At 46.3% G+C, this 18934-nt stretch carries 21 protein-coding genes and 1 tRNA gene; 4 read left to right on the top strand and 18 right to left on the bottom strand.

Features of this window, described 5'->3' with window-relative positions:
- Position 1: 1 nt before the first annotated feature.
- The gene (gene nifU / locus METBU_RS0120200; RefSeq protein WP_017842344.1) at positions 2-898 is read right to left on the bottom strand and encodes a Fe-S cluster assembly protein NifU; all 897 of its coding nucleotides are present in this window, start codon (positions 896-898) and stop codon (positions 2-4) included.
- Positions 899-916: 18 nt separating this feature from the next.
- A complete protein-coding gene (locus METBU_RS0120195) occupies positions 917-1273 on the bottom strand; it encodes a HesB/IscA family protein (RefSeq protein WP_017842343.1) in 357 nt (118 codons plus the stop codon).
- A 194-nt stretch (positions 1274-1467) separates the two neighbouring features.
- On the opposite strand from METBU_RS0120195, the gene METBU_RS0120190 reads away from it, so the two are divergent.
- Positions 1468-1722 carry a nitrogen fixation protein NifZ gene (locus tag METBU_RS0120190; RefSeq protein ID WP_017842342.1) on the top strand — a complete coding sequence of 85 codons (255 nt, stop codon included), beginning with the start codon at positions 1468-1470 and terminating at the stop codon, positions 1720-1722.
- A gap of 725 nt (positions 1723-2447) precedes the next feature.
- On the opposite strand, the gene METBU_RS0120180 is transcribed toward METBU_RS0120190, so the two are convergent.
- The 12 genes from METBU_RS0120180 to METBU_RS28845 form a co-directional block, all read right to left on the bottom strand.
- On the bottom strand, positions 2448-4151 hold the full coding sequence (locus METBU_RS0120180) for an NUDIX hydrolase (protein WP_017842340.1): 1704 nt from the start codon (positions 4149-4151) through the stop codon (positions 2448-2450).
- Between the two features lie 9 nt (positions 4152-4160).
- Complete coding sequence (locus tag METBU_RS0120175) at positions 4161-4580, bottom strand: type II toxin-antitoxin system VapC family toxin (protein WP_017842339.1); 420 nt, start codon at positions 4578-4580, stop codon at positions 4161-4163.
- Positions 4577-4846, bottom strand: coding sequence for a hypothetical protein (locus METBU_RS0120170; protein ID WP_017842338.1), 270 nt, complete (start codon positions 4844-4846; stop codon positions 4577-4579). The genes METBU_RS0120175 and METBU_RS0120170 overlap by 4 nt, the downstream gene beginning before the upstream one ends.
- Before the next feature lie 152 nt (positions 4847-4998).
- Positions 4999-5187, bottom strand: coding sequence for a ribbon-helix-helix domain-containing protein (locus METBU_RS0120160; RefSeq protein ID WP_017842336.1), 189 nt, complete (start codon positions 5185-5187; stop codon positions 4999-5001).
- A 3-nt stretch (positions 5188-5190) separates the two neighbouring features.
- Complete coding sequence (locus tag METBU_RS28290) at positions 5191-6591, bottom strand: hypothetical protein (protein ID WP_017842335.1); 1401 nt, start codon at positions 6589-6591, stop codon at positions 5191-5193.
- Positions 6588-9041, bottom strand: coding sequence for a tetratricopeptide repeat protein (locus METBU_RS25520; RefSeq protein WP_017842334.1), 2454 nt, complete (start codon positions 9039-9041; stop codon positions 6588-6590). Before METBU_RS25520 ends, METBU_RS28290 begins: the two co-directional genes overlap by 4 nt.
- A 107-nt stretch (positions 9042-9148) precedes the next feature.
- Positions 9149-9712, bottom strand: coding sequence for a hypothetical protein (locus METBU_RS0120145; protein ID WP_017842333.1), 564 nt, complete (start codon positions 9710-9712; stop codon positions 9149-9151).
- 372 nt (positions 9713-10084) lie between these two features.
- Positions 10085-10624 carry an NYN domain-containing protein gene (locus METBU_RS25515; protein ID WP_017842332.1) on the bottom strand — a complete coding sequence of 180 codons (540 nt, stop codon included), beginning with the start codon at positions 10622-10624 and terminating at the stop codon, positions 10085-10087.
- Positions 10625-11652: 1028 nt separating this feature from the next.
- Positions 11653-11961, bottom strand: coding sequence for a hypothetical protein (locus METBU_RS0120135; protein WP_017842331.1), 309 nt, complete (start codon positions 11959-11961; stop codon positions 11653-11655).
- Between the two features lie 42 nt (positions 11962-12003).
- On the bottom strand, positions 12004-13806 hold the full coding sequence (locus METBU_RS0120130) for a DNA recombination protein RmuC (RefSeq protein WP_017842330.1): 1803 nt from the start codon (positions 13804-13806) through the stop codon (positions 12004-12006).
- Positions 13807-14064: 258 nt separating this feature from the next.
- Complete coding sequence (locus tag METBU_RS0120125) at positions 14065-14361, bottom strand: transposase (protein ID WP_083877801.1); 297 nt, start codon at positions 14359-14361, stop codon at positions 14065-14067.
- Between the two features lie 143 nt (positions 14362-14504).
- Positions 14505-14756: a hypothetical protein gene (locus tag METBU_RS28845; RefSeq protein WP_235726431.1), complete on the bottom strand. Its 252-nt coding sequence runs from the start codon at positions 14754-14756 to the stop codon at positions 14505-14507.
- Between the two features lie 801 nt (positions 14757-15557).
- Here METBU_RS28845 and METBU_RS28285 point away from each other — a divergent pair.
- Positions 15558-15845 carry a hypothetical protein gene (locus METBU_RS28285; protein WP_175421701.1) on the top strand — a complete coding sequence of 96 codons (288 nt, stop codon included), beginning with the start codon at positions 15558-15560 and terminating at the stop codon, positions 15843-15845.
- A 98-nt stretch (positions 15846-15943) separates the two neighbouring features.
- Positions 15944-16087 carry a hypothetical protein gene (locus tag METBU_RS28280; RefSeq protein ID WP_162472910.1) on the top strand — a complete coding sequence of 48 codons (144 nt, stop codon included), beginning with the start codon at positions 15944-15946 and terminating at the stop codon, positions 16085-16087.
- 26 nt (positions 16088-16113) lie between these two features.
- Here the strand turns inward: METBU_RS28280 and METBU_RS29270 are convergent, their stop codons facing one another.
- Entirely contained in the window at positions 16114-16239 is a 126-nt protein-coding gene (locus METBU_RS29270) for a hypothetical protein (protein ID WP_412768471.1), read from the bottom strand.
- A 72-nt stretch (positions 16240-16311) separates the two neighbouring features.
- On the opposite strand from METBU_RS29270, the gene METBU_RS0120100 reads away from it, so the two are divergent.
- Complete coding sequence (locus tag METBU_RS0120100) at positions 16312-16548, top strand: hypothetical protein (RefSeq protein WP_014147281.1); 237 nt, start codon at positions 16312-16314, stop codon at positions 16546-16548.
- Positions 16549-16705: 157 nt separating this feature from the next.
- Here METBU_RS0120100 and METBU_RS0120095 read toward each other — a convergent pair.
- The 3 genes from METBU_RS0120095 to ubiA form a co-directional block, all read right to left on the bottom strand.
- A tRNA-Thr gene (locus METBU_RS0120095) sits at positions 16706-16781 on the bottom strand.
- A gap of 64 nt (positions 16782-16845) precedes the next feature.
- A complete protein-coding gene (locus METBU_RS24830) occupies positions 16846-17661 on the bottom strand; it encodes a YdcF family protein (protein WP_017842324.1) in 816 nt (271 codons plus the stop codon).
- Positions 17662-17676: 15 nt separating this feature from the next.
- On the bottom strand, positions 17677-18549 hold the full coding sequence (gene ubiA, locus METBU_RS0120085) for a 4-hydroxybenzoate octaprenyltransferase (RefSeq protein WP_017842323.1): 873 nt from the start codon (positions 18547-18549) through the stop codon (positions 17677-17679).
- Positions 18550-18934: the final 385 nt, after the last annotated feature.

Here is an 18934-nt window from a genome sequence, read left to right as displayed (position 1 = left end):
ATCAGCCTCCCGCCGCGACAGCGACCTTAGGCATTTGCGAGGCCGGAATCACGCGAATGAATTCGCCCAAGACTTCCATCAAACGCTGTTGTATGCCGGCGATCGTCATCGCGGCCATCTGACAGCCGTTGCAGGCGCCGGTCATATTAACATAGGCGGTGTTGTCGACGACTTCGACTAACTCGACGTCGCCGCCGTCGGCCATCAATTGCGGACGCAGCGATTCGAGCACTTCCTCGATTTTCTTGATGCGCTGCAGGTTGGTCAGCGGCTTTTTCTCCATCACGACGGCTTCGATCGGCGCGGCATTCGGATCGAAGGTTTCGCCGCGTTCCTTCAAGACCCGCTCGAGTATGCCTTCGATATCCTCGTGGCAGGCCGCGCAGCCGCCGCCCGCCTTCGTGAAGTTGGTGACGTCCTCGACCGTGCGAAGTTTGTTGGCCCAGATCATTTCTTCGATCATCACCGCATCGATCGCGAAACATTTGCAAATCAGCGCGCCTTCTTCGTGATCGTCCTTCCACTCCTCGCCCCGGTAATTCGCAACGGCGGCCTGCAAGGCTTCGCGCCCCATCACCGAACAATGCATCTTTTCCGGCGGCAGCCCGTCCAACTCGTTCGCGATGTCCTGATTGCTGACTTTCAACGCATCATCGAGCGTCATGCCTTTGATAATTTCGGTCAGCACCGACGAAGACGCGATCGCCGATCCGCAGCCGAAGGTTTGGAAACCGGCGTCTTCGATCACCTCTGATTCTTCGTTGACTTTCAAGGTCAGCCGCAGCGCATCGCCGCAACTGATCGAGCCGACTTCGCCGATCGCATTCGCGCCGGCCACGGCGCCGGCATTTTTCGGATTGAAAAAATGGTCTTTAACTTTTTGTGAATAATCCCACATGACGTTATCCTCCGCGTTTCAAGAGCAGGTTTTAGGGGTGCCGCCGGCGTCGCCGGTAGTAAACGACGAACCGCATGCGCAGCTTTTCACTGCATTCGGATTGGTGAACTTGAAGCCGGAGCCGTCCAGACTATCGACGAAATCGATCGACATGCCGTCCAATTTCGGCAAACTGAGCGGATCGACGAATACCTTGACTTCGCCGCAATCGATCACGGTATCGTCTTGGCCTTCTTTTTCCTCTAATCGCAATCCATAGGACAAGCCGGAACAACCGCCGTCGGTTACTTCGATGCGCAGTCCGCCGGTCGGCTTGTCGGAACTGCTGATGAATCGGCCCACCGCTTTGACGGCGCTTTCGGTTAACGTAATCATGATTGAGTCTCCTGAACGATTTGGCATTGATTTTGTTAATGTATAAAGCAACGCTCATGCCATACCCAATACAAAGCTTCAATCAATTGAAATCATAAGCAATTTCGATTTATCAGATATGGCTTTCGGGCGCGATCAACGACAATTCAAATCGCTTTGTCGCATTTGCAACAAAATATTCTCAGGAGACGACAGTGAACATAACAGAACTTGAAATCGGCGATGTCGTTTATGCCGCAAAAGACATTACCGACGACGGATCGATGCCCGATTGCAGCGAAGGCCAAGTCTTGGCATCATCCGGCTCGCGAGGCGTCATCGTGATGAAAGGCCATATAGAAGAGACACCGCAACAGGCCGTATTTCTAGTCCGTTTCGAAGACGAATCGCTGACCTTGGGTAGACCTATCGGCTGCTGGGCGGAGGATTTGTCGATCGACCGGCAATAAACTTAAAAATAGTAAAATTACCGTTCGTCCTGAGCCCTTCGGCTACGACCCAGGAGAGCCCTGTCGAAGAAGGCACGAAAATATTCAAATAGTTATACTTTCCAAGATGCTCACTCAAAGGGTAATTCAAGAGATTTATGTAACCACATGATTGCTTTTGTGTATTTCCTGATTTCCGTGGACTGCCTGCCGAATTTAGGTCCATGCTTCAAATTTAGGATCTTGTGACAAATAACGTCCTGGAACTATGAGCTTTGTTGAGGGTTCGGTAACTCGCTTGACAGGACACCCCGGCGCCGAATTTTGATATACGATGAGTATACTAGGCCATACTAAACTTGAAAGCACAGTCAGGTATCTCGGCAGCAATTCCCAATTTGGAGATCAAAAAGGGTGTGGGGTATGCTTGACGAGGATGTCGGCAGCAGGGGCAGATTTTTGCTCCTCGGCAATTGCTCCTGCATTGCCCTACTACACGCCATCCTTGGCGCTTAGCTGCCGCCAAGCCCCCATGGATGGGTTTACGGCGTTCCTCGACAGGCATACCCCGCACCCTAAAATCGGCGAAACTGCTCAAACTGGGAATTGCTGGTATCTCGGCATCGAAGTTGACGAAGCCCTGGAGATTTCAGAGCAGACAGAGATTTAGAATCCAGCGCCGCTTTAAGCTTTACCTTATTAAGAAATGATCTGGGTTAATGGTCGGATTTTATAAATCCGCCGTTTCAATTCATCACAAACTCGCAATAGATTTTTACTGCACCGGCATCCTGTCTTAGTAGCCCTCTCATTCCAAGTTTCGCTAAACAGTCATGCAGTTGGGATTTTCTGTAACTATCCCGAACTGAATCGGTAAGGCTGTCATTCCGATTGCCCTTGTTTAGATTATCCAAAGACTTAACGACATTTATCGGAACCTTGGTTTCTTTCTTATCCTTACCCACAGTTCCTAAACGGGTGCCGAATTCCCTGCGCATCGCCGTCACCCGCACCTTGCTTTTACGGCTTTGCATATCTTTCTGATCGACAGAACAGCGAAAATAAGAGTCGTCGAAAAACACGCAATCCGGTGAAATCGACAGCCTGAACCAACGGTCCTTTTGGTTTTCAATCACGATGTCCTTCGAATCCTTAAACGCCTCGGCCAGTTCGACAAGTTCGGTCTGTAACTCGCAATCGTCTTCCACTTCTAACCAACCATAAGGATGCAATGCGATAGAGGTATCTTTTTCAACAAAAGAAAATTCGCGCAAATGCGCGGCTAAACCCAATAACAGCGATAAGCTTGATTGATCCAGCGACAAGTCAATCGCCGATTCCTTGCCCGGTGCGCCGGCGCAAATCGGTTGGCTTTCATTTTCCGGTAATACGATTCGGTATTTTGCCGGATCTTGGCAATTGAGATAATTCGTTTTGAAACTGTCGTCCAAATCGTCCAGAGCCGCTTTCAAGCGCTCCCTGTTGTCGTCAAAATCCTTGTACAGCGCTTCGATAAAGGCGGTTTTTCCGTCCCGTGTTCGTCCTTGCGCCATTTCATCGAGCGAAAACCATACGAGTTGTTTGTCTTCGGTAATCTTTTGCTGCAAATAGCAAAAGCCTTCCAAAGTCAGTTCAATAGCAAAAATCTCCAGAAAATAGTCGGTCAAGGCGTGGTTTGATTTGGCACCTTGCACTTGTCGATAAGGCTTTAAAGCTCGCCAGGGACGAAATAAATAATGTTGTTCGTATTCCAAACCGACTTCTTCCAATAATTCCCTTTTCAGCGTTTCCGCCAACGCCGGCTGTATCGATGTACGATCCGCCGATTGCAAGAGTCGTAATTTGGCTTGACTATCGCCATTGAAACCAATGAAATCATTTTGATTGACGCGACCTCCGATTAGGCCGTAATTTCCCGAATTCTTTTCATGGCGGGTTTTATCCTCGCGATGAAAAAACAGCACCTTGCCTTCATGCTTGATCAAGCTCCAGGCGACATGAATATAACGAACCGGCTCTGCTTGTTGCTTCAGATGACGATCGTTGCGGCGATTCTCGATGAACTGTAAGACTTCTCGCTGGCGTTCTAGCTTGCTGGAATCCACGTCCCGGGTATTCCAGAAATTCGGCTCGAAATAGCGCGAATCCGAATCGCTTAGGGCCGTCAACACGGACAGAGCCATCAACTGGGCCGGGAAAGAAACGAAACACCATTCACCGCGTTGCAAGGCATCGATATTCAAAACCGCCAAGGTATCGAGCAGCGCTTCGCACCAATTGACCGTATTTTCGGCAAGCGTCCGATCCAGATGTTGTTTTTGGCACAGCGCATTGATCAAGTCGCAGCGGTTGACGCTGTAATGATCGCCTTCTTCTTCGGCGAAGCAGGGTAAGTGCGGAAGCAAGGATTTTATGACTTCCGCGATTGAGTGTTTTTCTGAAATGCGCATAGCCGGTTTTTAAACAGGCAACATATTGAAAAAAGGGTAATGGTTTTTCCAGCGGTAGGTATGAAAATCCCGTTTGTCGGTGCTCAAAATTCGACCGTGTCCCAAAGATTCGGCCAATAGCACCAAAGACGCATCCGCAAAATCCATCGGCAAATCGGCATACTGCTGCATCAGCGTAACGATCGGGTCTTTGTGTTTAGCATCATTGATCTGAAAAACCGAGAATGCTTCTTGGCGGTAACTTTCGACAAAAGCCAACATCGATTGAATGCCTCGTCGTTTGAGCAGCAAATGACACACTTCAGTAATCACCGGATAGGTGGTAATCAACGGCTCATTGATCGCCGATAAGGCATCGAGGGCAGTAGCGTGATGATGATCGTCGGGATTGACCAATGCTACCCAAAAACCGCTATCGGTCATCATCATGTCTTATCGCCCCAATCGAGATAATCCTTATAATTTTCCGATAAATCCGGGGCATCCGGCATGCTAGCGAGAAAACCGGTATCCTTCATAATAGACAAAATTCTTTGCCCCTCCACTTGTTCGATACAAGGATGATCGGGCGCGGTGTTGGCCGGTTTAGCCGACTTTTTCAGCGATAACACATAATTCAATGTCGCTTCGACTTTATCCAGCGGCAACGTGTGGATTTCGTTCAACACCGCTTGTTCAATTTCAGTTCTGTTCATGATGAATTTTCTCCCCCCTCGTTACCGTTAAGCCACATCAAGCATTTTATTCGCATCGTCCTTGCCTGATGTCAGTGGCGGCAATGCCTTCTTTGCCGCCTCGATTAACAACCCCGGCTTTTTCCAACTCGCTGATGAGTTCTCTAATTTTCTTATGTCTTTAGTCCCCATTCGACATCCTCTCGTAAGAACTGTTCGCTTATAGCGTCATGATGCGATTCCAGATAACGCCGCATCGCTTCGGCGATCAATTCGTCGATATTGGCGTTCCAACCTTGTTGCACCAAATATTGGGCTTGCTGCAACAGTTGATCGGGGATTTGGGTTTGCAGGGTGGTCATGGGTTAGGCCTCGGGGAAACTGCGGTGGTAGATATGACTAGAAAAGTTAAATATAAACTCCGACTTACAGTAATCGAACAAATAAAATGTATAGTGTCTTGAGATGTAAACTTGATTTGGATTACGATTATTTTCTACAGCCTTATCTTTTTTATCATCATGTTCTGAAGTTAAAAACCAAAAAGAGCGATATAGTCCAGTTATAAAGAAATCATCACCTTTGGCTTTTAATTTCGATTTGTTGTTTTGCAAATCATGCAATATATTGTGAACTTGGGTACGCTTAGTTTTTTCATTGAAATAAGAAACGTAATATTTAACCAATGGAATGCGTTTTTCTTTAATTATTATCTCTGATTCTTCAAGTGCTTCGTGTTCGTCCCCTTTGCTGAACAAGGACAACAGAATTTTCTCATACCCCATTGTTTTTTCACTTAACTCGAAAATTGCTCGCATATTGCAAATGAATAAATAAGCAAGGTCTTTTTCTGTCAAGTTATTAAAAATAGCCGTAGAATTATGAGCCATCCAATTGCGGGTCATTTTCATAATCCATGAAAATGCAAACGTTGCTTGATCGTCATCGAGCTTTCTGGGTTCAACCGATTCTTCCCATTCGTGCGCTAAAGTCCTGATAAAGAGCTTATAAAAAATGGTTTTATTAGCTGGCTCACGAAGCGGTAAAAAGTTTTCTAAAACATCCAAATAATCATCCACGTCTAAAAAGGCCAATTTCCCTTCGACACTGAATTTTGAAAAACGCAAATTATTTCTTAATTTCTTTAATTGTTTACAACCTTCAATAATGCCACGTCGAAGCCGTGAATAAGGACTATCAAAACAATTGGAAACCCATTGCCTAACTCGATCTTCGTTTTTATAACAGATGTCTGGAGGAGCAATTTTTGCCGCCTTGAACGCATCTTTAATGCTCTTAGCCTCGTTTCCATGATTGGAGAAAAACTGAATATGCTGTTTAGGAAAGCCAAGTTCAAAAACTAACTTTGCATAAAGATAAAACCCGGCATTTTTCTTTAACTCGCCACAGACTGACTTTAGCTGATCTTCATCCTCTGGATCATCGCTCGGCGTATAACCCTCAAAATCTTTGAGTATGCTAGAAACTGTCTCATTGATTTCATCGTGTTCTGCATAAGCAGGTAAATCAATATCCAGAATTACATAGTCAACTTCATGCAATTGGGTGTTGATAAATTCAAGAGCGTCCTGAAAGTTTAACTCAAGAAAAGTGCCGTAGTTTTTTAACGATTCCTTTAGATCGCGCTCATCGTCGTGAAACGTATCTGGCGGATAAATACCACCAAACAATTTATCAGCCGTTCCTTTTATATCTCTTGTTTTTTCGCCGAATGCAAAATCTTCTACCCACAAAAAGTAACTCATTTTTTATCGTCCAAGTTTGAAATCAACAGTTCATCCCCCAAAGAAAATTCCACCACAAAATCGTCGGCAGGCTTCGGTTTAATAAATTCGCTGCCGATTTTACGCGCCAGAGCAGACAAAAAGATATGGCCCTTACCGCTGCCTTTAATGCGTGTACGCTCGTGGCGTGTGCTTGGATTCCTGCACGTTAGCACCTGATGACCATCGCGACTTGTCCATTCAAGCACTACAGGCATATTTTCGACAGAAGCATAGTACTTGAACGTATTGACTAGGAATTCGTTCAACACAATGGTCAATAGCGACTCCGTAATCCCATATTCGTCGAATTGGATGTCAACACGCCCAAAGCCTAGCAGTTCCAGCTTGAAAAAGCGTCGCTCCAACCAAGTCAACCGCTGCTCCAGCGTTGCGGATTGGCCTAAAAGTTGAGCATAACCCTGCTCCCACTCTTGTTGCAGTTGCTGCTCCATATCTCGACAATCCTCGTACCACTGTTTGCTGCTTACCCCAACATCACAAAGGCCATACGCTTTGGCATAGCGCAAATAGTGTTGACGGATAATGCCCTTTGCAGAAGGCGATAGTAGATGCAGCAAAACCATATTCAGCACTTTGCCGAATGCGGTTATCAGGTTGCCATTACCTAGGCAGTCCTGTTGGAGTCTGTCCTGGAGTTTATCGGCGTCGGTGGCAATCAAGCTGAAAATATCCAGCAAGCCGCGCATGGTTTGTGCCGCCTGTTTATACAGTTTTTCCTGATGCTCGTGTTCGGTGTTGTAAATAATTGCATCCAGCGGACTGCGGAATTTATGCGCGAACATAGCCATCGTGTCTTCCAGCTCTTTTTCGGATTCCTCAAGTTTTTTATTTTTGGCTTCGAGTTCCCGATTCTTTTCTTCGAGTTCGACGGCTTGTTGTAGGCTCGTCAAGCAAATGTTTCTCAAGCCGATATTGGTTTCCTTATTTCCACTAAAAAAATCATCAAAAAAAGTCTCCGCTTGAACGATGTCGTTTTGTGTCAATAAGTTAAGTCTCAACAAACCGAGTGTTCTATTATGCTCGGTAAATCCATAATCTACATTAAGGGAAAGTTTTTCCATCAAAAACTCACCGACTTCACCTGGATCAAATTCCCTAGATAGACGATCAGCTTTAACTAAATCTTTTTCTACTCCCTTGCCCAATGCATAACACATCATCAAAAATAATTGGATGAAATCATAGGTATGGTCATCAGAAGAATCGAAGCCGTCATGGGCCTTATTAAAGTATTCAAAAGCTAAGCTATCGTTTTGATCTACGCCTTTTCCCGATACGCGTAATAAACCCAAAATTAAATTGGGCAAAGCGCTGGAGTGTCCAATTGAAACTTCGGAACACCATCTGTAAATAAAAACATAAGAGTTTTGATTTTCCAAAGATTCCGGAATTACTTTAGATAGATACTGCTTGATAAGCCAATCGCCGGCTTTGACGTAGCCGCCTTTAACACAATTAAGCATGTAACCCATGCCTTCTTCGTAGTTTTTGTGGGATAGTAGAAACTGAGCGGAACGAAATTGACTTTCAAGAAACTCGTTTGTTGGGCTTTTATCTTGCCAATGTTCAGCAGCTTTTATAAACCATTGGTAAGCCAGTTCGCTGTTTTGCTCGACGCCGTTACCCAATGTGTAGAGTTTGCTCAACAACAAATAGGCATCAATAATACCCAAGCTATAATCCGGTTTTTGCTCTGGATCGGTGTCAAAAAAGGACTCTGTTTGCTCAACAGCCTTGTTTGCCCAAAAAAAGGCATTTTGATCGTTTTTTTCGAGACCTTCCCCGTGGTAATAACAACAGGCCAGTTGGTATTGCGCAGCGGCAAAGTGGTTAGCCGCGGCATTGCTGAACCAGTCGACAGCCAATGTTTTATTCTGCTGAATACCGAGGCCGTAAAAGTACAAATAACCTAACCAATATTGCGCTTCCGCGCATTCTTGCTCGGCTGCCTTGGTCAACCAATGGAAAGGCTGCTCCGGACTTGGGAACAGATGCTTTTGAAGGAAGAATTTATCGCCCCCAAAGCGGACGCGGACTATGCTCCAAAAAGCGATAGATTGCGTGAATTCCGTTACTTTAAGTGGATCATGTTTTTTTATGGAAAGCTCTGAAATTACGCGTCTGTGAACTAAATCATTTAGGATACTTGAGAGAGAATCTTCGCTCTGAATCTCAGGCCTTGAAGCAATAAGAGATAAAATACCTAATGTCAGTTGTGCCTCGGCAAGTCCGTCCTCCTCCGCCGCATTCTGCAACCAATTGAGCACCATAGCGTGGTATTCATCCGCTCCTTCATCATCATCCGCTTTTGGGTTCGCATAACGCTCCAAAGCCAAACGCAGTTGCGCTTTCTCGTCGTTTTTGTTGCTCTGCGTTTGCAACTTGGAAATCGTGTTTTGTTCGCTCATGATTCTGGTCTCTGGTTTTTCGTTTGTATCGGTCGATTCGGTTTCGCACGCGGTTTTTCTTGTTCGCCGCCGGCGAGGCTGCGGTGAAATATTTACATCCTGAACGTTTATCGTTCTATAAATTCCACTTTTACCGGGATATTCAGGTCTTTGCCGATTTCTTCTATTAACGCTGTCGCGTTATGCTTGTTGACATGTGTCGTAATGTACCAACCGTCGCAACGCTTCTGCGTTTGGTAGCCGTTCGCCGGCGTTTTGGCGATGAGCGGGACGGCGCTCAGCGTTTTATTCAATTTCGCCACCCGCTCCAGATTGAACGCGCGCAATGTTTTGACGAAGGTTTCGGCAATCGTGGTTTCCTCGATGAGTTTGTCGGCAATGGTAACCCTAAATCGACCGCGCGACTTGCGAGGGCGGCGCCGGGCTTTTTTATGAACGCAACTCTCAACTGATTTTTGCTGATATTGAGATTCGAAATGACTCAAGCAGTTTTTGATTTCCATTTCCAAAGATTGTAGGCGTAGGCAATGATCGCTGGCGACGGAAACTTGATCGAAGTTCCCGGCCATAGCGGCTTCCGCAGTCGCCAATTTCAAATCGTCGCCGGCTTTGCCGATAACGGCGAACAGTTCGTTGAATTTTTGGGTGACGCTTTCAGGCAGTCTGTTCATGTTGTCGTTCTCCTGCGGTTCGTTCGGTTAAACGGAATTGCATGGTCGGCAATGCCGTCGCTTATATTCTCAATCGATACATTAAATTACTGGTTTGAACGGGTTTGTATCGGTAAATAAAGGCTTGCGCCCGCCGTGCCGTTCGTTTCAACTTGGCGTGTAGTATCTTCGAAAGATTCGTCGCTGTAATGGGAAAACTGTGGGAATTTTTTGCTGATTAGCAAATAGTCGTTCGAGCTGATTTAAATGAACAGATTTGCTCATGCCTTCCAATTAAATGGTTCAGCCGCTTTTTGACTGTATTTTACGCATGTCTTCGTACACACAAATCAAACAGCTTGCCTATCGATTACCGGAATGTCTGAATCAAGATCAGCATCGCCTCAAATGCCAACTCGAACGATTGCGCCATGACGCCAAAAAAACAACAAGGATTCGGCCGATAAACTCGCTGAGTTGACCGTCTTCATCGAACAATCGGCGCGCGTCGATTCCGGCGATTTCCTCTTGCAGTTTTTGGAATACCTGATCGAGATCTATCTTGGCATAGCACGCTCGCCGAAGCTGGCTGCCTAGCATATCCACCGATGCAACCACTTCGGTGCGAATGCCGTGTTCCCGAAGTTCCCACACCAGCGACGCGTGATCGTCGCCGCTGACCAGGGTCAGGAAGTCTGGTTTCAAGCGCATGCAGATCGACAGCGTTTTGATTTGCAGTAACTGATCGTCAGATTGTTTGAAACCGCCGCCTTGCATGCGTTTGGCCGGGCATACGATAGTTTTTGCGCCCAGTATTTCCAGCGCATAGCGCTTGCGGTCGATTTGTTCCGCGACCGTCGCCGCGGCTTCCGGGACGCGCTTCCGTATTGTGTATAGGATTTCGATGGCATCAACGTCGCCTTCGGACATCATGAGACGCAACAAGCCTTCCAGCGGGAAATGGCGTCACGAGCCGCGTGTTCTGCGTTCTTGCCATCGATGGCGAGGATTTTCTGACCACGTTCATTTTCTCTTTTTTTCCGTGCGTTTTTTACCCTAAAGGACATCTTCAAGTTACGAAAAATTATCCAAAAAGGAGCTTTCGATGTAACTGGAAACTTGAGGCAATTACGCTATGTATACCCATCGTAGATCAAAATTCGGCACAGGGGTGTCCGCCAAAGGACGCCAGCAATTCCCAATTTGGAGATCAAAAAGGGTGTGGGGTATGCTTGGCGAGGATGTCGGCAGCAGGGGCAGATTTTTGCTCCTGCAAAATCTGCATTCACGCCATCCTTGGCGTTCGAGCTGCCGCCAAGCCCCCATGGATGGGTTTACGGCATAAGCGCCAACTTAGTGCCTATTCTATGGTGCGTTTATGGCTTTATTCGTCATATCGGTATGGGTTGTCGATAGGATGTGGTGCTACGCATTGCCATCCGTGGCCCTGGATTCCGCCAATCCCTGGCGGAATGACGAGTTCCTTCCTTAAGTTGGCGCTTATGTGGATTTACGGCGTTCCTCGACAGGCATACCCCACACCCTAAGATCGGCGAAACTGCTCAAACTGGGAATTGCTGTAAGGAAGCCGTGAATACGTCCATGTAGGCTCTAGCCAGCTCCATGCTGGCAAAGCCTTTGTCGGACACCCCGGCGCCTCCTCGGGCACTGCCGAAATTTGAAGTGCGAAAGGTATATCTAAACCCTTTTACAGCGACAATGAACGAATCAGATTTTGAACAACTAACAGGCGATATCATTTTAAATCTATGCCTTGTAGACACATGTAAGAAGATCTTGATGGAAATCTGTAGGAACGCTTGGATTGGATCAATAAATGGATGGCTGGTTTAGAATTGATAGCAGCTGTTGGGTTATGTGAGAAATAATACCCCTGGTTGGCAGCTTTGGCCGTGAGCGGTCCGTTTTGAAAGGGGCGTTTTGCTGTTTTTCGTGCCTTTTTACCAGGATGGCGCCAACATCCAGAACAAATTGACCGCTCTCAGCGACTTGTCTTTCAACTCAGCGCTACAAAGAATTTTCCGTGCCGGCGTGATGTTGTCGCCTGGCTGATGTTCCAATGCTTTATTGCGTATATCTCTTTGCTTACCTGCCAACTCATTTTGATCGACATTTGCCAACAAGTCTTTATAGAACCGAATCTTTTTAGCTGCGGAAAAATAGCCATAAACCGCATATCCAAAAAACAAACCCGCAATAATCAAAAGTAACAGCACAAAAAAAGCACTTAAACCTTCACCTTCAGTCATACCACCGTTAAAAAGTAGTTTTATTCATTTCTAAGGTATCCTTTATTCTGAATCGTTTCCAATCAATACAAGTGTTTCGACATCCTGATCTATCTCCAACGTCTCCACGTTGCGTAGTTTTCTTTCCATCGCGTTGGCCCGCGTGGTTTGCAAGGTTTCCAATGAATTGGAGGCGGTGTGCAGATGCTTCTTCACCTTTTCCAATTGATCGGCATATTTCAAAAATTCGGTCTTCACCTCCGCCAACACCTTCCACACTTCACTGCTGCGTTTTTGTACGGCCAGGGTTCTAAAGCCCATGTGCAGACTGTTCAATAAGGCCGATAGCGTGGTCGGGCCGGTAATCGTGATTCGGTAGGTCCGTTGCAGTTTTTCAAATAGTTCAGGGTGCCGTAGAATTTCGGCATAAAGACTTTCCACCGGCAGGAACATAATCGCGAAATCGGTGGTATTCGGCGGGTCGATATATTTACTGCTGATATCCTTGGCGAAGCTCTCGACCGCGTTCAGTAGTTGCTTTTGCGCCAAGTTAATCTTGACCGTATCGCCTTCCTCGAAAGCGAGTAACAAAGATTGATAGCTTTCCAACGGAAACTTGGAGTCGATCGGCAACCAGACCGTCTTGTCGTCGGCCTTGCCGGGCAATTTGACGGCATATTCGACGTTGGCTTGACTGCCTTTTTTGGTCGCGACATTGATGTCGTATTGATCCGGCGACAAAATTTGTTCGAGTATGTTGCCCAATTGATATTCGCCCAAAATGCCGCGCGTTTTGACGTTCGACAGCACTTTTTTCAGGTCGCCGACGCCGACGGCCAGATTCTGCATTTCGCCCAGCCCCTTATGAACTTGCTCCAAACGGTCGCTGACATGCTTGAAGGATTCGCCCAGGCGTTTTTCCAGTGTTTCATGCAGTTTCTCATCGACGGTTCTGCGCATCTCATTCAACTGCGTCGTGTTGTCTTCGCGGATCGATTTCAGTTGTTTTTCGATCGTTTCTCTGATTTCCGCGATGCTGGTTTTGGCCTGTTGCGCGGATTCTTGTTGTTGTTTATTCAGGTCGGCAAAGCGTAAGCGAAGCTGTTCGTTGAAATCCTTGAGGCCTTCGCCGAATTTGTCTTCGAACGATTTCAAGGCCTCTTTGAGCTCTTTGCGATTGTCTTTTGCGTCGTTTTGAATGCCTTCTTGAAATCCGTTCAATCGGCCGATGGTTTTCTCTCCGAAGGACTCCTGCTGTTTATTGAACTCGGAAAACCGCGCCTGCAGTTGTTCGCTTAACTGTTGGATCGATTGCGCGGACTTTTCCTCGAACGACTTTAAGCCGGCATTGAGTTCTTGACGGTTCTCTTTCGCATCGGTCTTGATGCTTTCTTCAAAAGCGTCCAATTTTTCCAGCGTTTTTTCCCTAAATTCATCTTGTTTTTTGTTCAACGACTCGCTGGAAGCCAGAAATGACGCGCTGACGCTTTGCTTGAAGTCATTGGAGTTGGTGATCAGCTTTTCCGATAAGGCATTTAATGCATCTTTGAAACTACCTAACTGCCGATTTTGTTCACTGCCGTTTTCAACGACCCTTTTCAATAAGGTATCCTGAAAATCCTTGAACAATTCGCTCATTTCGCGCCGGTTTTCAGTGCTCACCTCGCGCAGTTCCTTGCGTGATTCGCTCAAGCCGTCTTTCAACGCTTCCTCGTTTCTTTCCAGAAGCTGTATCAATTCAAGCCGGATTTGTTCGGAGTTCGAACGCGATAAGACACTGACCTTGCGTAGCACCAAGATCAACAGCAACGTGATTAACGACAAAAATACGGCAGCCGCGCCGCTCAGTAGAAGGGGATCAAGCATGTTTTTTCCTTATTGTTATTGTTTTTTAACCACAGAGAGCACAGAGTACACAGAGATTTATGTTCTTCCACACTCTGTGCTCACTGTGTCCTTTGTGGTCTTATAATGCCTTTCATGCATCGCTAAAGTTCACCGGCGAAGGCTTTTTGGCTCAGTGATTCAAATAAAGGGTAACTTAATGCCTTCGTATTTGTATTTTGAAATTTCCATGTTGCTAAGACTTTGGCTCTTCCGGATTTCCAGTGGTAACCTCTATATCTAGTGTTTCGCAAACAAGATTCGGCATCCCTGTACATCCAGCCAAATATGCTGGAATAATCGACCCAGGTTATAAATGCCATAGCAGCGGCGCTTGATCACTTTGATTTTAATGTTCAGCCCTTCGACAAAGCCGCTGGTTTCGCGTCCAATAAAATAGTTGGTGATCTTATCCCGCCAGTTATCCAACGTGGTGATAAAAGGCGCAAAACATTCAAAGCCCAATGCCTTGAATCGCCCCAGCCATTGCGTTAAGGCTTGTTCGTATTTCTCGACACGAACATTGGGTAAATCCAGCGGTATTCAAGGAAAAGTAATGGTGCTTCGGTATTATATATCAGGCTTCGGCTTCGGACCTCTGGCAGATTATACTCATCGCAGATCAAAATTCGGCGCCGGGATGCCCGTCAAAGGACGCCGTGAATACGCCCATGTAGGCTCTATGCCAGCTCCATGCTGGCAAAGCCTTTGCCGAACACCCCGACGCCTCCATACGCTAATGCCGAAATTTGAAGTGCGATAGGTATATATCGAAAAAAACCTTGTAAATCTGGCTGTTGCGGCGCTAACCGTGTTGCGCGCATACGATATCGTGGGACGTCCCCGACAAAATTTAATGCCATTTGGATCGTTTGAATCGTGGTCGGATTGGATTCGCAGTGCAATTGTTTGGGCCGGTTTAGATGATTCATTCGCCGGTCTATGCCGGTGGGATACCATCGACCTCATCCGGTCCGAATTGGCGGGGGTCCTCGAATGTTGGCACGACGCAATTGGCAAGGAGTGCGTAACGGTCAATCAACTGGTCAAATATGCAACCACATCATGCGAACCACTTTTTCAGGCGCTATTTGATGTGCCCGAGAGCTCTAGTGGCATTAACCGGCCGCGACTGGGCCAATTTCTAATGAAATACATCGACAGAATTGAATCCGGATATCAATTGACGATCGCCGACACTTCCGGGACGAGGAAAAAATATCGGGTTGAAAAAATAATTTAATCACCGCTCTGCAGGGTGTGCAGTATTTTTTTACGATAATTCATTTTTTTTATTTTTTGTGGATGTATAAAAATAAACTGCTAATCCTGCGCGGCAGTACCATCGATAAATCGATTTTCCGTTATCGACCCATTATTGGCACTCGCGCTTCTCCAAACCGGCCAGTCAGTCAAATCCAGATTCTGTGAACTAGAGGTCTACAAGCAGTCATTGGCGACATGACTCATTCGGCCATCTGCGGACAGTCAGTGAGTATCAATAAAAGTACAGTATTTGTCAGTAACCTACCCTTGGAAAATTGGGGGCTATCTCGATCATGTGCATGATGATGGCTTTGCGGAAACTGAAGCCGGTTTTCACTTCATTGCTTTTTACGGAGTCGCATTATGAGAAATTCTTCGACTTGAGCAGAGAGAAACTCTTGTTGGATTAGGTTCGATACCGTACAGACCGGCAGCTTTTTGGTGCATATCATTATAAAGTAACGATCATGAAGACCTCGCCATCGCCCCGGCAAATGAAAGTTCGGGGCGTAGGGAGGGTGCGGTCACTCGCCCGACAGGACGCCGTAAATACGCCCATCTATGCTCGACGGCGGCGACTGATTGCCATGGATGGCATGAATGCAGATTTTGCAGGAGCAAAAATCTGCCCTGCCGCCGACGCCTGTCGATCGGGCAACCGCACCCTCTTCGGAATCGGCATTTTCGTTGCTGAGCTTTTGTATATCGAAAAATTAGATAAAGAGTCTACATCTACGAACTTTCACAGTAAATGACTGGTATCACAATTCGTGGTGCTGTTTATGACCATCGGCGCATAGACAAATAAAAAATTGTCATCAATATTTCAAAACATCAATTTTTGGAGAAAGCCATGAAAAAATTAATTCAATTAAAAGATAAGGCTATGACTTTTAGTCACCAGGTAGAAGGAAGGGTATTGCCACCATTGCTATTATGGATGCTCGGTGTTCCAGCAGGGGTTTGTGTGATTTTATGGTTTTTATTCTTTAGATAGCAAGCTTGAATCGTTTAAAAACCGAATTAAAAACTGGCATCTCGCGGCAAATCGGCAGACCCCAAACCGCCTGCCAAGGCTGAAATGCTTGTGAACATTGGTGTTTGTTCACCCACTTCGGTCAAGACTTTAGCTGTTATATATTTTTTCAGCGATTCGGTTCCTAAAATAGAATATTTGTTAGATACGGTATCTTAACTTTTCTAGTAAGAAGGATAATTCATATGAATACGTTTCTTCAACTCTCTTTTACAGCAAAATCGACGCTTATTTTGTTGGCCTTGACCTTAACAGGTTGTCCACTCAATGTGAATTTGATAACTGATAAACCTATTACGCTTGTAATCGATAAACCTATTCAAGTCGGCATCGACAACCCTATTAAAGTCGACGGAAACATTGCCGTCACCAAATTACCGCCGATAACCTTGGGAAACCCTTTGAGAGAAAATAAAAAGTAATATGGAACAACAGCTTATATTTCGAACAAAACAGTTAAAGTTGATATGACTTTCTTTTTGCCGAAAATGCGCCTCGCCTATTCCGCGAGGTTCTCTCTGAATCCAAACCCAGGCACAAACAAAAAAGGCCTGCATTTCTGCAAGCCTTTAAATTTGTTGGAGCTGGTGATGGGACTCGAACCCGCGACCGGCTGATTACAAATCAGCTGCTCTACCAACTGAGCTACACCAGCGAAGAAGCCGAAATTATACAGAACATATTTTTCGCTGCAAGTATTTTTTTATTTTCTTTATTAGTTATGGCTCATTTGAACAAGTATCCGGCACCCAAGCACTTGTTTTACCGGTGATATGATAGGCGGCCAATCCCAGCCATTCTCGGACGGCATAAGTCAATTGCTCTAAATTTTCTCCGAACGCAAAACCGAGACTTGTCGACTCGCCCGGCACCGTCCAGTGGTCGACCGGATACGGAATGACCGGCCAACCGACCCGACAAAATACGCCTACTGCTCTTGGCATATGCGAAGCACTGGTGATTAATAACCATTTTTCGCCTTTTTCGGGCCTAACCAATTCTTTGCCCAGCAAGGCATTTTCGTAGGTGTTTCTTGAGCGCCGTTCGAATTGAATTGTCCCGATATCGAAACCTTGTTGTTCGAAGAGCAGGGCGGCCACATCGGCTTCCTGAAATTGCTTATCCAGCTTACTACCCAATCCGCCGGTAAAGACTAATCTTGCGTCAGGATATTTTCTAGCCATCTGCATGAAGCTCAGTGCACGTTCCGAATAGGCTTTTAGCTCAACCTGCTGCCAAGCATAGCTGGCGTCGATTTTTTCTGCGCCGGCTAACATGATAATGCCGTCCAATTGCTCAGGCAGCGGCGGGTTCGCCGGAAATTTCGTTTCCAAAGGAAGCAGCAACCAACTACCGACCGGCAATAAAGCGATCACCCAGCATAATAAAACCAAGGCACTGAATCCATAAAGCGCTATTTGTTGGTAGCCTGACCAAAACAACCCGCAAACCAGAGTCAGTAAAATCAACAACAAATGATCCGGAGCAAATAAGCCCCAAACCAGTTTCGACACCCAATAAAAGACTGAATCCACTGTCTTAAGCACCGGTTAGCCTATTAAATAATCGACAACGATCCCTGTAAACACAGCCAGACCGAACCAATTATTATTGAGAAACGCTTTGAAGCAATCGGCTTTTTCGCGATGATAAATCAGCTTCTGCTGATAAGCCGAAAACCCGGCGGCGGCGGTTAGCCCTGCATAGTAAATCCACCCCATTTGTTCCATTCGCCCGACAATGATTAGTAACGTTAAAATTACGACCTGCAAGCCGGCAATAATTTCTCTATCCCTATCGCCGAATAATATCGCGGTCGACTTGACGCCGATTTTTAAATCGTCGTCCTTATCGACCATCGCATACATTGTGTCGTAAACCAAAGCCCATAAAATTACCGCCAAATACAGCAACCATGAAACCAAGGGCAAGCTTTGTGTTTCGGCGGCATAAGCCATCGGTACGGCCCAACCGAAAGCCATGCCCAAAAAGGCTTGCGGCAAATGGGTATAACGTTTCATAAACGGGTAGCCGGCAGCTAAAATGGCACCGCCAATAGACAGTACAATCGTCATCGTATTCAGCAATAAAACCAAACCGAACGCGATTAGGCTCAAGACGGCGAAGAGCACCAATGCCTCCTTCGGCCGCACCTCTCCGGTAGCGATCGGGCGCTGTTTGGTGCGCTCGACATGCGGGTCGAATTCGCGATCGGCATAGTCATTGATAACGCAACCGGCCGCTCGCATCAAAATGACACCTAACACGAAAACGGTCAAAATTTTCAAACTCGGCGAACCGCCGGAGGCCAACCAAAGCGCCCACAGCGTGGGCCATAAGAGTATCAATATACCGATTGGGCGGTCGAATCGGGCTAGGCGCCAATAAAGTTTTGCCCTGTCGACGATAGTTTGAGTATTCAATGACTTACCTTTTTGTCCTAAGTACGTTAAAAAATGCCGAAACGGCTACTCCCTTTTGATCGAAAAACCGTCTAAGGATAAACGGTATGGGATGTATCTATCGAGGACCGCCGTGAACCCATCCATGGGGGCTTGACGGCAGCAATCGAAAGCTAGGGATGGCGTGAATGCAGATTTTGCAGGAGCAAAAATCTGCCCTGCTGCCTACATCCTCGCTAGCCACACCCCATACCTTCATAAGGTTAACTATTTTTTGAGTATAAAGGGAGTAATAGATTACAGGAAACCCAAACCATAAAGCCGCGAGCCCTAGTCTTTAAAAAATTAAGGGACCTCTTTAAGTAGGCGCTTCGTTTGCCATCTGCCGCCCGCATAAATGATGTTA

The organism is Methylotuvimicrobium buryatense 5G (genome assembly GCF_000341735.1).
Classification (GTDB): domain Bacteria; phylum Pseudomonadota; class Gammaproteobacteria; order Methylococcales; family Methylomonadaceae; genus Methylotuvimicrobium; species Methylotuvimicrobium buryatense.
This window is presented reverse-complemented; position numbering and strand designations above follow the sequence as displayed.

Coding starts and splice junctions, on each gene's coding strand:
- nifU (WP_017842344.1), bottom strand. CDS start 898: ATGTGGGATTATTCACAAAAAGTTAAAGACCATTTTTTCAATCCGAAA.
- METBU_RS0120195 (WP_017842343.1), bottom strand. CDS start 1,273: ATGATTACGTTAACCGAAAGCGCCGTCAAAGCGGTGGGCCGATTCATC.
- METBU_RS0120180 (WP_017842340.1), bottom strand. CDS start 4,151: ATGCGCATTTCAGAAAAACACTCAATCGCGGAAGTCATAAAATCCTTG.
- METBU_RS0120175 (WP_017842339.1), bottom strand. CDS start 4,580: ATGATGATGACCGATAGCGGTTTTTGGGTAGCATTGGTCAATCCCGAC.
- METBU_RS0120170 (WP_017842338.1), bottom strand. CDS start 4,846: ATGAACAGAACTGAAATTGAACAAGCGGTGTTGAACGAAATCCACACG.
- METBU_RS0120160 (WP_017842336.1), bottom strand. CDS start 5,187: ATGACCACCCTGCAAACCCAAATCCCCGATCAACTGTTGCAGCAAGCC.
- METBU_RS28290 (WP_017842335.1), bottom strand. CDS start 6,591: ATGAGTTACTTTTTGTGGGTAGAAGATTTTGCATTCGGCGAAAAAACA.
- METBU_RS25520 (WP_017842334.1), bottom strand. CDS start 9,041: ATGAGCGAACAAAACACGATTTCCAAGTTGCAAACGCAGAGCAACAAA.
- METBU_RS0120145 (WP_017842333.1), bottom strand. CDS start 9,712: ATGAACAGACTGCCTGAAAGCGTCACCCAAAAATTCAACGAACTGTTC.
- METBU_RS25515 (WP_017842332.1), bottom strand. CDS start 10,624: ATGATGTCCGAAGGCGACGTTGATGCCATCGAAATCCTATACACAATA.
- METBU_RS0120135 (WP_017842331.1), bottom strand. CDS start 11,961: ATGACTGAAGGTGAAGGTTTAAGTGCTTTTTTTGTGCTGTTACTTTTG.
- METBU_RS0120130 (WP_017842330.1), bottom strand. CDS start 13,806: ATGCTTGATCCCCTTCTACTGAGCGGCGCGGCTGCCGTATTTTTGTCG.
- METBU_RS28845 (WP_235726431.1), bottom strand. CDS start 14,756: ATGAATCATCTAAACCGGCCCAAACAATTGCACTGCGAATCCAATCCG.
- METBU_RS28285 (WP_175421701.1), top strand. CDS start 15,558: ATGAAGACCTCGCCATCGCCCCGGCAAATGAAAGTTCGGGGCGTAGGG.
- METBU_RS28280 (WP_162472910.1), top strand. CDS start 15,944: ATGAAAAAATTAATTCAATTAAAAGATAAGGCTATGACTTTTAGTCAC.
- METBU_RS0120100 (WP_014147281.1), top strand. CDS start 16,312: ATGAATACGTTTCTTCAACTCTCTTTTACAGCAAAATCGACGCTTATT.